Origin of the sequence: Kordia jejudonensis, from assembly GCF_001005315.1 — a bacterium.
Lineage (GTDB): Bacteria > Bacteroidota > Bacteroidia > Flavobacteriales > Flavobacteriaceae > Kordia > Kordia jejudonensis.
In genome coordinates, this window is record NZ_LBMG01000016.1 from 39,713 (window position 1) to 51,970 (window position 12,258).

Sequence of the window (12,258 nt, forward strand, 5' to 3'; positions counted from 1 at the left end):
CAAAAGAAGTCTTCTTTTTCAAAAAAACTTAGGATTTAAAATGATTTTTAAGAAAAAAAAATTGGATTATTAACATAAAATTAGGATTTTTGGCGATAGCTAATTCAAATAAATTAAAAAAATGAGAACAAAGTTTAGTGGAATTCTAACGCTATTCCTAGCGTTATTTGTGCAAATTCTGTTTGCACAACAACAGACTGTCTCTGGAACAGTAACCGATGATACCGGCTTACCATTACCAGGAGCAACTGTTTCAATCAAAGGGACATCTAAAGGTATAACTACTGATTTTGATGGTAAATTTTCTATTAAAGCTGATAACGGACAAGTACTTGTCTTCAGCTATATAGGATATAAAGCTAAAGAAATGACAGTATCTGGGACTACCGTTAATGTACAATTAGAATCAGACAACACATTAGGAGAAGTAGTAGTCGTTGCGTACGGTACTGAAAAGAAATCCAATGTGGCATCTGCCGTTTCTGTTGTACAATCTGAGTCGATTGAACAGGTACCAAATGCCTCTATTGACCAAATATTACAAGGACAAGCAGCAGGTTTGAACATCCAAACAAGTTCTGGTCAGCCAGGAGCGAGTGGTACTATCTTATTAAGAGGTAGAAACTCGATCAACGGTAATCAAGAGCCATTATTCATTATTGATGGTGTACCAGTAGATGAGGATAACTTTAGAAGTTTAAACGCGAATGACATCGAAAATGTATCTATTTTAAAAGATGCATCTGCTTCTGCTCTTTATGGAAACAGAGGGGCGAATGGTGTGATTATCGTTACAACTAAAACTGGTAAGAAAAATGGTGGAACTAAAATCCAGTACAGAACTCTTTACGGTTTATCTACTAACATTAACCCAAATTTTGAGCTAATGAATTCTAGACAATACCTAACTTACCAAAGACAAAGAGGTTTAAACAACTTCTCTGACACACAGATTAATGCACTATCTACACAGACAAATACGAACTGGACAGATCTTTTATTAAGAACTGGTACTACTTTATCACACGAGGTTAACGTAACTACAGGTGGAGAAAATGCAAGAAGTTATTCTTCTTTAGGATACTTTGAGCAAGAAGGTATTACTCTACGTAGTAACTTAAAGCGTTTCACTTTTAGAAATAACACAAACGTTTCTTCTTCAAATGATAAATTTAATTTAAGTACAAACTTAACAATTGGTTATAGTGTGAATGATACTGCTGCCAACCCTGGAAGTGGATCATTAAACAACCCGTTCATTAACGCGTACATTGGTAACCCTGCTTTAAATCCTTTCAACCCTGATGGATCATTAGACTTAACAGGAGACGGAACAACAGGATTCCAAAACTCACCAATCGTAGCATTGAACCAAGCAACATTAAACACGTTTGTTGAAGACGAATTAAAAATTGTAGGTAGAATTGCATCTTCATTAGAAGTAGCGAAGAACTTAACAGTTGGAAATTCAATTGGTATGGACTACCAACAATTCAATCAGTTAATTATTACTGATCCAAACAGTTTACGTGGTTTAAACAATGATACAAACAACCCTCCAGCTGCACTTATTAAAGGTTCGCAAGCTGAGGCATTTAGTAGAGACGTATTATTCAACGTTAACACATACTTAACGTATAAGAATACTTTCAACGATGTTCACAATGTAGAAGCTTCTGCATTCGTAGAATATGTAAAAGGACATTCTGATACATATGGTTTTGAAGCTTTCGGTTTAAATTCTAAATTACCTGGTTCAGGTGCTGGTTTTACTTCTGGTAACACAACTGAAGGACCTAACAATGACTTATACAACTATATCCCAACAGCTTTTTCTACTACAGAAGACAGAGGTTTATTCTCTTACTTTGCAGTAGCTAAGTACAACTATGATGATAAATTTGGAGTGCAAGCTAACATCAGACGTGATGCTTCTTCTCAGTTTAGCAAAACAAACAGATGGGGTACATTCTGGGCAGCAGCTGCTTTTTGGAATCTTCATAGAGAAAAGTTCATGGAAGATGTTGAATTCATCAACAACTTAAAGATAAGAGCTAGTTATGGTAAATCAGGTAACGATAGAATTGGTAACGCATTTAGCGCATTCGATTTAATTGGTACTACAAACAACCCAGGAAACTACAATGGATCTGGACAAGGATACCAAGGTACTAACGGATTCTGGACTACTCAGTTAGGAAACCCTGATTTAAAATGGGAGACTACTGTAAAAGCAAACATCGGTATTGATTTTGCAATGTTCGAAAACAGATTAAGTGGTAACCTTGATTTCTACCAAACAACTACAGAAGATTTATTCTTGAACAGACCTATTTCTACAATCTCTGCATTTAACAACATTAGTGCAAACGTTGGTGAAATACAAAACAAAGGTATTGAATTAGCGTTAAGCTATGATATCATTAGAAGCAATGACAGAAAAGGATTAAACTGGTCTGTTAATGGAAATATTGCATACAACAAAAACGAAATTACAAAACTTGTTGGTGATGGTTTAATTGAAACAACTCGTACTGCTCTAGCAGAAGGAAATCCATTTGGTACTTTCTACGCAGTTCGTTGGGCTGGTGTGAATCCTGCTAACGGTTCGCCATTGTACTTTGATGCTGATGGAAACATTACTGATCAATACAATGCAGACGATCGTGTACTTCTTGATGAAAACCAAGATCCAAAATTTGTTGGTGGTTTCGGAACAAACATCTCTTACAAAGGTTTTGCATTAAATGCATTATTTACATATGCTATGGATCAATATAGATACAACGGTAGTTTAGCAGTAGTTGAGGATCCTACTTTAGTAGGTATCTCTAACCAATCTACTTCTATCTTAAGAGAATGGCAACAAGCCGGAGATATCACTGATATCCCATCTTCTGCTTTTGGTTCAACAAGACTTTTATTAACTGATCGTTACATTGAAGATGCATCTTTCTTACGTTTAAGAAATGTAACATTATCGTATACATTGGACAAAGACATGTTAGGAAATACAAAATTATTTTCAAGCATAAGAATGTATGTTCAAGGACAAAACCTTTTAACTTGGACGAAGTGGAGAGGATTTGATCCAGAATCAAATGTAAACTCAACTTTCTTTGAATTCCCAACACCTAAGACATGGACATTAGGATTAGATGTTAATTTTTAAAAAAAAAGAAAATGAAAAAAATAAATTTATCAATTTTAGTATTATTAATGTTAGTCGGGACATATTCATGTAACGATGCATTAGACATTTTTCCTGAGGATGATATCCCAGAAGAAAATGCTTACACCAGTGTTCCTGACCTAGTTCTTGGTATGAATGCGGTATTTGCAAATTACTCACCAGAAGCTAATATTGACTTCTCTTCAATCTTAACAGATGATACGAAAGTAGGAGAAGATAATGGTGGACAACGTATTAATGAGCATAACTTTCTTATTACAGCGAACACTTTTAGAGCTACGCAAATATGGACTGGAAACTATGCGTTAATTAATAGTATTAACCGTGTAATTGCAGCTGCAGGATCTATTACTCCTCAAAATGCTGCTGAGCAAGCTACTTACGATAACATCTTAGGAGAGTGCTATGCATTGAGAGCTATTGCTCACTTTGACTTATTATCATTCTACTCGCAAGATTACAATTCGGCTACTGAATCAGTACCTTACATTGATTATGTTGTTGTATTAGAACAACCTGCTAGAAATACTGTAGGTGAAGTTTTAACTGGTATTCAGGCTGACATTACAACTGCTCAAGGACTTATTGATCCTTCTATTAGTGATGTAACTAGAATTACTCAAGATTTCTTCACAGCATTAAGAGCTAGAATCGCTCTTTATACAGGTGACAATGGAACAGCTATTACATTATCTCAACAATTAATGAATAACTATCCAATTGCAAACCAAGCACAGTACATTTCTATGTTTGATGATGAGGATAACACTGAAGTAATTTTCAAAGCTGACCGAGTTGTTGGAGATCCTTTAGCTGGTGGAATTTGGATGTTTAGTAACAATGGTGGTTCTTTTATTGAAGTATCTAATGAATTAGTAAGCATTATACCTCCAGGAGATGTTCGTAATACAACTATCTGGACTAACTTGGATGCTACTTTTAATGCAGATACTCAAGAACGTGTAAACAAATATCCAGGATCTGGAGGTAACAGATACCTTAACGATATCAAAGTTTTCCGTTCAGGAGAAATGCTTTTAATCAATGCTGAAGCTAAAGCTAGAACTACTGATTTCGGTGGTGCAGCAACTATGATTCAAACATTAAGAACTGCAAGAACTGGAAGTCCAGCTGCTCTTCCTTCTTATGCTAACTTAAATGAAGCTATGGAAGACATCTTATTCGAAAGAAGATTAGAATTAGCTTTCGAAGGACACCGTTTCTTAGATATCAAAAGAACTCGTGATATTACAGGTACTGGGATCGTAAGATCTCAAACTCTTGAAGACTGTGGTGGTGCTAGTGGAACATTTAACTGTGATCTTGCAGCTAATGACCATAGATTTACACTTCCTGTACCAGCTGCTGAATTAGATGGTAATGCTAGTATGACTCAAACTCCAGGATATAACTAAATAATAAAAAAAAATGAAAAATTTTATAAAATTATTTATCGCATGTGCATTCTTGGTGTCATGTGGTGATTTCGAAGAAGTAATATATGACGGTGTCAATGGACAAACGTTGTCTTTCTTTGATGCTTCTTCTTCTGCATTAGAAGTTGAAATTAATCAAACAAACACTGTTAACGTAAAAATAGGTGTAAGTACATTATCTACATCTGACAGAACTGTATCTGTATCTGCTGACGCTGCGTCAACTGCTGATCCAGCTATGTATTCTTTTAGCTCTACTGTTACTATTCCTGCAAATGAGTATTTTGCAGAATTAGCAGTAACTGGTATTGATGAAGGATTAACAACAACAGCTAAAACATTAATTCTTAATCTTGAAGATTCAGCTGACATTACTGGAAGCTCAGCTTCTCACACTGTTTCTATCGTAGAAATTTGCCCAATCCCTGCTACATTTGCAGCTGGAGCTTATACATTAGATTTCGTATCTGGTGGTATCGGAGCTGCTGGTTTTGCACCTGCATTAGGTACTGGAATTCCTGTTGATTTAGTTGTCGGAGGTTCATCTACTGAAAGAACATTTAATGTAAAGTGTTACCCAAGTTTTGGATTTGCAAATCCTCCAGTTGATTTTTCTTTCAACTTAGTATGTGGTACAACTGTATCTAACGGATTACTTGATGGTCAAGCTTCAGGTGTTGGTTGTGGTGGATCTATTGCTTTCGGACCTGCTCCATCTAATGGAACTTACACGGTTGGTGATGATACAAATATGACAATTATATTTGCAGAGGATACAGAAGAAATCTGTGGTTCTGTAGCTACAACTACTTACACATTAACTAAAATATAAATAACTTGTTATGAAAAAAATATTAAAAACTTTCATCTTACCACTAATTTTAGTGTTTGCATATAGCTGTGCATCAGATGATGATGGAAGATTTACTTCCGATCCAGAATTTGGATGGATTGAATTCCCAAGTGCATCAACTACACAGTCAGTAAATAACGAATTAACGCTTATTACTGTACCTTTTGTAACGACTGCTCCTATCAACAAATCTGATATTACAGTTTCGTATACAATTACTGATGTAGTAGGATCAGCTAGTGATGCTGTTTCTGCTAGTGGTTCTGCAAAAATTCTTGCGAACACAAACACAGGATTAATTGAATTAAATGTTTTACCAACTGCAGCAACTGCTTTAGTAGCTTCAGATATTACATTTGATATCGAAATTACTTCTGCTGGTGGTACTGATGTTGGATTACCTGATGGTTCTTCAACAACTACACATACTGTAAACTTAGTATGTGACCTTACATTAGACTTAGGTGGAATGTATAGCGTTACTACTAACTACGGATTCCATGATTTCTTACCTAGCTTCAACCCTCATACTGAAGTTACTGAAATCATTGATAACGGTGACGGTACTTTCTTCATCCAAGATTTCTCAGGAGGTCTTTACAATGGAGGTCCTTACACAACTGCTTATGGAACTGGAGCAACAAGTTTTGATGTAACATTCAGCAACTCTTGTAACAAAATCCAGTGGACTGATCAAGGTGATCCATGGGGAGCTGTTATTCCTTTAAATGGTGGAGTTAATGAAGTAGACGTAGCAACTGGTGTTGTAACTATTTCTTGGTTCTGCGAAGGATACGGAGAAAATGGTGTATCTGTGTATACGCCACTATAGTAATAAAAATTTATTACCATACATATACAAAAAACCACCCATTTGGGTGGTTTTTTATTTTATATTTGTCCCATGCAAAATAATAACACACAAATATTTGGCATTAGAGCCATTATAGAAGCGATAAACTCAGGAAGCACTATCGATAAGGTTTTTATTCAAAAAGGTCTTAGAGGAGATCTATTTAGTGAATTAGACCAACTTCTAAGAGCAAATGCTATCAGTACTTCATTTGTTCCACCAGAAAAGTTAAATAGACTTACTAAAAAAAATCATCAAGGTGTTATTGCGCTAGTTTCTCCTATAGAATTTCATGATCTAGATACATTAGTATTAAATGTAATTGAATCAGGAAAAATACCAACGTTTTTAATCTTAGATCAACTAAGCGACGTACGTAATTTTGGTGCTATTATTAGAACTGCCGAATGTACAGGTGTTGACGGAATCATCATTCAGAAAAAAGGTGGCGCGCCCGTAAATGCAGATGCCGTAAAAACATCCGCCGGTGCTATTTTTAAAATGCCAATCTGTAAAGTAGATCATGTAAAAGATGCAATTTATCACTTACAAAGCTCAGGAGTTCAAATTGTGGCTGCAACAGAAAAAGCGCAACATACGTTGTACGATGTCGATTTTACAGTTCCAACCGCTATCGTAATGGGATCCGAAGGAAAAGGTGTTTCTCCTTCTATCTTAAAAATTGTAGATGAACAAGCAAAGTTACCAATGCTTGGCGAAATTGCTTCTCTAAATGTCTCTGTGGCGTGTGGTGCATTTTTATATGAAATTGTAAGGCAACGACAATAGAATTTTATTCTTCTTCGTTTGTCTTTGGACTTTCAACATATATATAGTTTACCTTTATTGGAGGTAACGATTCTTCTATTTCATCTGGCAATGTTTCTATAAAGTTTCCGTTTTCATCAAAATGTCGCATAAATGGATCTTCTTCTGGAACGAATTCCTCCTTTTCCCATTCGTATACATTTTTGGTATATATAACTGGAAGAAAAACAGCTAGCAGAAAACCTGTGATAAAACCTCCTAAATGTCCTTCCCAAGAAATCTTCTCTTCTATCGGAAACAAATACCACAACATTCCACCATATAAAAACATAATGACTAACGAAAGTGCCACAAAGCGGTAGTATTTGGTAATGATTCCTTTAAAAAATATAAAACTCATCAAAACATATATAAAACCGCTGGCTCCAATATGATTTGCTTGTCTACCAATTACCCAAGTTATCAAGCCTGATCCTAGCAACCCTATTAAAAAAATTGTCCAACGTTGCGATCTGTAAAAATAAATTACAGCAGCACTCAATAAAAACAACGGAATGGTATTATTCCATAAATGTCGCATACTTCCATGGATAAAAGGGCTAAATAAAACACCACGAAGTCCTATAACACTTCTTGGATACACTCCATAATCGTTAAATCGGAAACCAAATCTGACTTCTGCCCAAAATACAAACCAAATTAAAAGTACAAACAGAAAAGGTAGTAAAACTACTTCTGGCGTAAATACAAAAGGATGTTGTTTTTTGGATTGCATATAAAATTTTAAATCAAGTAGTCAAAAAATTAGCCAAGATGAATTCGCCTGAAAAATTGTCACTTCATTACGAATATCTTACTTTTATACTATGAATGAACCATTAGCAGAACGCATTCGACCAAAAACGTTGGAAGACTATATAAGTCAGGAACATCTCGTGGGAGAAACTGGCGTATTAACACGTCAAATACAAAAAGGAATTATTCCTTCACTCCTACTTTGGGGACCACCAGGAACTGGAAAAACAACGTTAGCAAACATCATTGCGTCTACTTCTGATCGTCCATTTTACACACTAAGCGCAATAAGTTCAGGCGTAAAAGATGTGCGTGAAGTAATTCAACGTGCGAAACAAGATGGTGGTTTGTTTACAACAAAAAATCCGATTTTATTTATTGATGAAATTCATCGCTTTAGCAAGTCACAACAAGATTCTTTACTCGGTGCTGTAGAGAAAGGTTGGGTAACGCTTATTGGTGCAACTACTGAAAATCCTAGTTTTGAAGTTATTCCTGCATTATTGTCGCGTTGTCAAGTATATATTTTAAATCCCTTTGGAAAAGAAGATTTAGAACGGTTGCTAAAACGTGCCATTGCGGAAGACACAGAACTTTCGAAAAAGAAAATTACGCTAAAAGAAACCGAAGCTTTACTAAAACTTTCTGGCGGCGATGGACGCAAATTGTTAAACATCTTTGAACTTATCATCAATTCGGAAGGTAGTGAAGAAGTTACCATAACAAATGAACTTGTATTGAGTCGTGTGCAAAAAAACACAGTTTTATATGACAAAACTGGAGAACAACACTACGACATTATTTCCGCTTTTATCAAATCGATTCGTGGAAGTGATCCTAATGGCGCTGTATATTGGTTGGCCAGAATGATTGAAGGTGGCGAAGATGTAAAGTTTATTGCTAGAAGAATGCTCATTTCGGCAAGTGAAGATATCGGAATTGCCAATCCGACAGCATTGGTTATTGCTACAAATACGTTTCAAGCTGTTTCTATTATCGGATACCCTGAAGCACGTATTATTTTAAGTCAATGTGCCGTATATTTAGCCACATCTGCAAAAAGTAATGCTTCGTATATGGCCATAAAAAAAGCGCAAGCTGTTGTAAAAGAAACAGGCGATTTATCTGTTCCATTACATTTGCGAAATGCGCCAACTAAGCTGATGAAAGATTTAGGATATGGCGAAGATTACAAATATTCTCACGATTTCAATAACAACTTTGTAGCACAAGAATATTTACCCGACGAAATTACAAACACTAAAATCTACGATCCAGGAAGCAATCCGCGTGAAAAAAGCCTCCGTGATTTTTTAAAAAATCGTTGGAAAGATAAGTATGAGTATTAATTTTGTGTTTTGTATAGAATAGAAAGCATATGTTACTTTGCATGAAATTTCTACCTTCCTAAATCGAGTTCAGAAAATTTATCGATAACACAAATTGTAACTTTTAGCACTACGTTTTCAAAACATAATCCTATCTGCCAATATTAAAATTTTACATTTAATACAGAAACTTGATTTCCAGTTCTAGATACATTAGACAACATCCATGTTCCATTTTTTTTGTACACAACAGCGTCTTTTCCTTGCACAAGATATACATCGTTAACGCCCGTTTTTAATAACACCATAATCACTTTTGGTGTACTATCAACCAATTGGTATCCGTTTTCCAAAGGTTGTGCATACAATACAGCACTTTTTACGTTTGTTGCTGGTGCAGTATCGACAGTTAGTACTTCTTTAATCGTAACCGTTTCTTGTACATCAGACACAACTTCTTTTTCCACCTCTTTTACAGGTGCCGTAACTACTTTTGTCACTGTTCGTTCTACAACAGCTTTAGGTTTTGTTACCGCAACTTCCTGTTTTTCTGGCTTGTATGAATATCGTTGTGATGTTACATCTTTAAATGCGTTGCGGATACTTTCATTATGTGCTTTTTCGTACGCCTTTATTCGAGATGTTCCAAATTTGGTTTCAAATATAATCTTGTTTGCACAATTCTTTAATAGAAGCTTTGTTTTGGTGGTAAACATGTTGGAATCTTCATCAATATCAACATATAACGCCATACATCTGTTCTCGCCTAAATCTTCTGGAAATTCTTCGGAATCATACAATACTTCAAATCCTTCTTTTTTAAATAGAAAACGTACTAACGAGTTCACTCGATATTGATCGTGTTTTTTCAAAAAACTAAACTCATAAGGAATTACTACATATTTGTAACCGTCTAATTTTTGCGAAAAAGAAGCGGTTGTAATGAATAGTACTATAATCGTTGCCAAGAAACGTTTCATAATAATCGTATTGTCTATTTAAGCTCCGAAAATAAGGATTTTCTAGGAATCCATTACTTTTTAGCTTCAGGAAAAATATAATTTAATCCCAGTTGTACAGATGCGGAGTTCGCTTTTGCTAAATTTTGATATTCTAGGAGATTGTCTGCCATGATATAAAAGTTGATATTGCCCAAATGCGAAGAAATTCCCAAACCTACATTTGTTTTCGAAAAAGAATCAACCGTGTACGTTACTTTTCCACTTAAAAAGTTAAAGATTCTTCGGTAATAAAAAGCGCTGAGTGCCAATTGTGGACTTCTAGGTCTTCCAATAGCATACATTTGCAAACCGACTTCATTTAAATAATCGCCATCATCAGCCGTACAATTGCATTCTTTCAATACTTTTTTTCCGTATTTATACGAAACAGAACTGTTTAATTTAGGCGAACGCCACGAAACATATTTTTTAGAAATGGTATCTAATTCAAATAAATCTTCGAAAGTTTCTTCAATTTCCTGCCAATATTCTTCTGCAGTTTGTCCTGATCCGTCGTTTGGAAATAATGGATTAACACCATTAAAAGTATATTGACCGTTCAATTCATACGTTTCTACATCTTTGGTATGATGAATAAAGCCAAGATCTTGAATACTTCCCGTAATTGTCCACTGTTCTTTAGGATGATACGTAAAACCAGCGTCTAAACCCAATCCTAAATTGCCACCAAAAAGTACACGTTTACGAAGTTCTTTTACCGCTTCACTACTTGTGTTTAAGTCTGTAAGCGACGTGATTCCCGAAGTTTGAAAAGCCAAATCTACATCAAAAGTATGATCGTAAAAATTTTCCGTGCCTTCTCTCGTCACAAAGCTTCCGCGATTGTTTGTCGATTTAAAATTTAAGAGACTAGAATATATTTTCCCGCGAAATCCATATGTCCATTTTTCGTTCAATTTTGTCATTAAACCTACGTGCAACACAGAAATCACCTCGCCTTTCGCATTCAAATCGCTTAAATCGAATACGCGACCAATGTTCGTTTGATTTCCTTCATAAGCCAAAACTGCATAATCTTTAGGAAAGTAAAAATGTATATCGGTTTCTTGATACAGTCCAAAAGAAAGGTATTTATTTTTTTTATAGGATGGACCAATGGCAAATCCGCCACTAAATATTTCTAATTGTTGATTTACCACAAAAAAATCATTTTTATCCATGCTGTACACAACACGTCTAAGTTTTTCATTAAAATCAATACCGTTATCGGCAAATAAATCATACACGCTTGTGCCAGAAGCGCCCGCATTTAGATGAATTTGTGATAGTAACGGAATTCCAATGTGCCACTGAAAATTGACTTCCGCACCTGGATTTAGTAATAATGATTGTGGAATATCAGTAAAATTATACAGCAGTTGTTTGTTCTGCGCCTGCACAAAACAACAAAAAACAAATACTATAATTATGCTGATTTTTTTCACTAAAATTATTGATTATTGTGTGTCTATTTCAAAAAAGAGAGTTGCTTTGGAGCGCATTTTTATAGTTCCAATACTCGTATCATCTAATGGAATCCCAGAAATACTTGGAAACATGGTTAAAATCAATTCCATACGTGTGGTATTTTTTAATTGATCAAGCAATGCATCTTCAAAAACTTCTGTATGTGTCTCTGTAACTTCACTGGTTGCACCAGCAGTGACCAAAATATCAAACATGTGCGTTACGTTTCCATTGACATCATACATAATAACATCTGCGCGAAATACGCGATCAATGGTATTGCGCACTTCAAAGAAAAATTCGGCTTTTACTAAGTTGTCTTGAATAAACTCTTCATTGAAAAAATCAAGTTCCAATTCGTCTTGTTCTACTACAAATGCTGTTCCTGTAGGTTCTTGAAATTGAGAAGCTGAAAAGTCGAAAAAGATCAAACTAGCTTCTAAAACTGGGGAAATTGACAAATCTTCCGCCTGTTCAAAATCGACATCTTCTACACAAGAAGTGGTCAGAATTAAAAGTAATAAAGGAAAAATTCGTTTCAACATGAAAAGTTCAGTTTTAAGA

At 35.2% G+C, this 12,258-nt stretch carries 10 protein-coding genes; 6 read left to right on the forward strand and 4 right to left on the reverse strand.

Annotated elements, in window-relative coordinates; all coding sequences use genetic code 11:
• Positions 1 to 121: 121 nt before the first annotated feature.
• From AA089_RS10345 to rlmB, 5 genes are all read left to right on the forward strand, one after another.
• Complete coding sequence (locus tag AA089_RS10345) at positions 122 to 3,172, forward strand: SusC/RagA family TonB-linked outer membrane protein (protein WP_046756872.1); 3,051 nt, start codon at positions 122 to 124, stop codon at positions 3,170 to 3,172.
• Between the two features lie 11 nt (positions 3,173 to 3,183).
• Positions 3,184 to 4,608 carry a RagB/SusD family nutrient uptake outer membrane protein gene (locus AA089_RS10350; RefSeq protein ID WP_046756873.1) on the forward strand — a complete coding sequence of 475 codons (1,425 nt, stop codon included), beginning with the start codon at positions 3,184 to 3,186 and terminating at the stop codon, positions 4,606 to 4,608.
• A 13-nt stretch (positions 4,609 to 4,621) separates the two neighbouring features.
• Positions 4,622 to 5,461, forward strand: a complete 840-nt coding sequence (locus tag AA089_RS10355; RefSeq protein ID WP_046756874.1) for a hypothetical protein — start codon at positions 4,622 to 4,624, stop codon at positions 5,459 to 5,461.
• Between the two features lie 10 nt (positions 5,462 to 5,471).
• Positions 5,472 to 6,314, forward strand: coding sequence for a hypothetical protein (locus AA089_RS10360; RefSeq protein ID WP_046756875.1), 843 nt, complete (start codon positions 5,472 to 5,474; stop codon positions 6,312 to 6,314).
• A 72-nt stretch (positions 6,315 to 6,386) separates the two neighbouring features.
• The gene (gene rlmB, locus AA089_RS10365) at positions 6,387 to 7,124 is read left to right on the forward strand and encodes a 23S rRNA (guanosine(2251)-2'-O)-methyltransferase RlmB (protein WP_046756944.1); all 738 of its coding nucleotides are present in this window, start codon (positions 6,387 to 6,389) and stop codon (positions 7,122 to 7,124) included.
• A 4-nt stretch (positions 7,125 to 7,128) separates the two neighbouring features.
• On the opposite strand, the gene AA089_RS10370 is transcribed toward rlmB, so the two are convergent.
• Entirely contained in the window at positions 7,129 to 7,878 is a 750-nt protein-coding gene (locus AA089_RS10370; protein ID WP_046756876.1) for a rhomboid family intramembrane serine protease, read from the reverse strand.
• Between the two features lie 91 nt (positions 7,879 to 7,969).
• On the opposite strand from AA089_RS10370, the gene AA089_RS10375 reads away from it, so the two are divergent.
• The gene (locus AA089_RS10375; RefSeq protein WP_046756877.1) at positions 7,970 to 9,247 is read left to right on the forward strand and encodes a replication-associated recombination protein A; all 1,278 of its coding nucleotides are present in this window, start codon (positions 7,970 to 7,972) and stop codon (positions 9,245 to 9,247) included.
• Between the two features lie 143 nt (positions 9,248 to 9,390).
• On the opposite strand, the gene AA089_RS10380 is transcribed toward AA089_RS10375, so the two are convergent.
• Genes AA089_RS10380 through AA089_RS10390 form a run of 3 tightly spaced genes read right to left on the reverse strand, consistent with a single transcriptional unit; the run spans position 9,391 to position 12,239 of the window.
• Positions 9,391 to 10,206, reverse strand: a complete 816-nt coding sequence (locus AA089_RS10380) for a hypothetical protein (protein ID WP_046756878.1) — start codon at positions 10,204 to 10,206, stop codon at positions 9,391 to 9,393.
• Positions 10,207 to 10,259: 53 nt separating this feature from the next.
• Entirely contained in the window at positions 10,260 to 11,627 is a 1,368-nt protein-coding gene (locus tag AA089_RS10385; protein WP_241479994.1) for a DUF5723 family protein, read from the reverse strand.
• Between the two features lie 57 nt (positions 11,628 to 11,684).
• Positions 11,685 to 12,239 carry a hypothetical protein gene (locus tag AA089_RS10390; protein WP_046756880.1) on the reverse strand — a complete coding sequence of 185 codons (555 nt, stop codon included), beginning with the start codon at positions 12,237 to 12,239 and terminating at the stop codon, positions 11,685 to 11,687.
• Positions 12,240 to 12,258: the final 19 nt, after the last annotated feature.

Bases quoted from the DNA above. Each gene is read 5' to 3' on its own strand.
- AA089_RS10345 (WP_046756872.1), top strand. From the start codon at position 122: ATGAGAACAAAGTTTAGTGGAATTCTAACGCTATTCCTAGCGTTATTT.
- AA089_RS10350 (WP_046756873.1), top strand. From the start codon at position 3,184: ATGAAAAAAATAAATTTATCAATTTTAGTATTATTAATGTTAGTCGGG.
- AA089_RS10355 (WP_046756874.1), top strand. From the start codon at position 4,622: ATGAAAAATTTTATAAAATTATTTATCGCATGTGCATTCTTGGTGTCA.
- AA089_RS10360 (WP_046756875.1), top strand. From the start codon at position 5,472: ATGAAAAAAATATTAAAAACTTTCATCTTACCACTAATTTTAGTGTTT.
- rlmB (WP_046756944.1), top strand. From the start codon at position 6,387: ATGCAAAATAATAACACACAAATATTTGGCATTAGAGCCATTATAGAA.
- AA089_RS10370 (WP_046756876.1), bottom strand. From the start codon at position 7,878: ATGCAATCCAAAAAACAACATCCTTTTGTATTTACGCCAGAAGTAGTT.
- AA089_RS10375 (WP_046756877.1), top strand. From the start codon at position 7,970: ATGAATGAACCATTAGCAGAACGCATTCGACCAAAAACGTTGGAAGAC.
- AA089_RS10380 (WP_046756878.1), bottom strand. From the start codon at position 10,206: ATGAAACGTTTCTTGGCAACGATTATAGTACTATTCATTACAACCGCT.
- AA089_RS10390 (WP_046756880.1), bottom strand. From the start codon at position 12,239: ATGTTGAAACGAATTTTTCCTTTATTACTTTTAATTCTGACCACTTCT.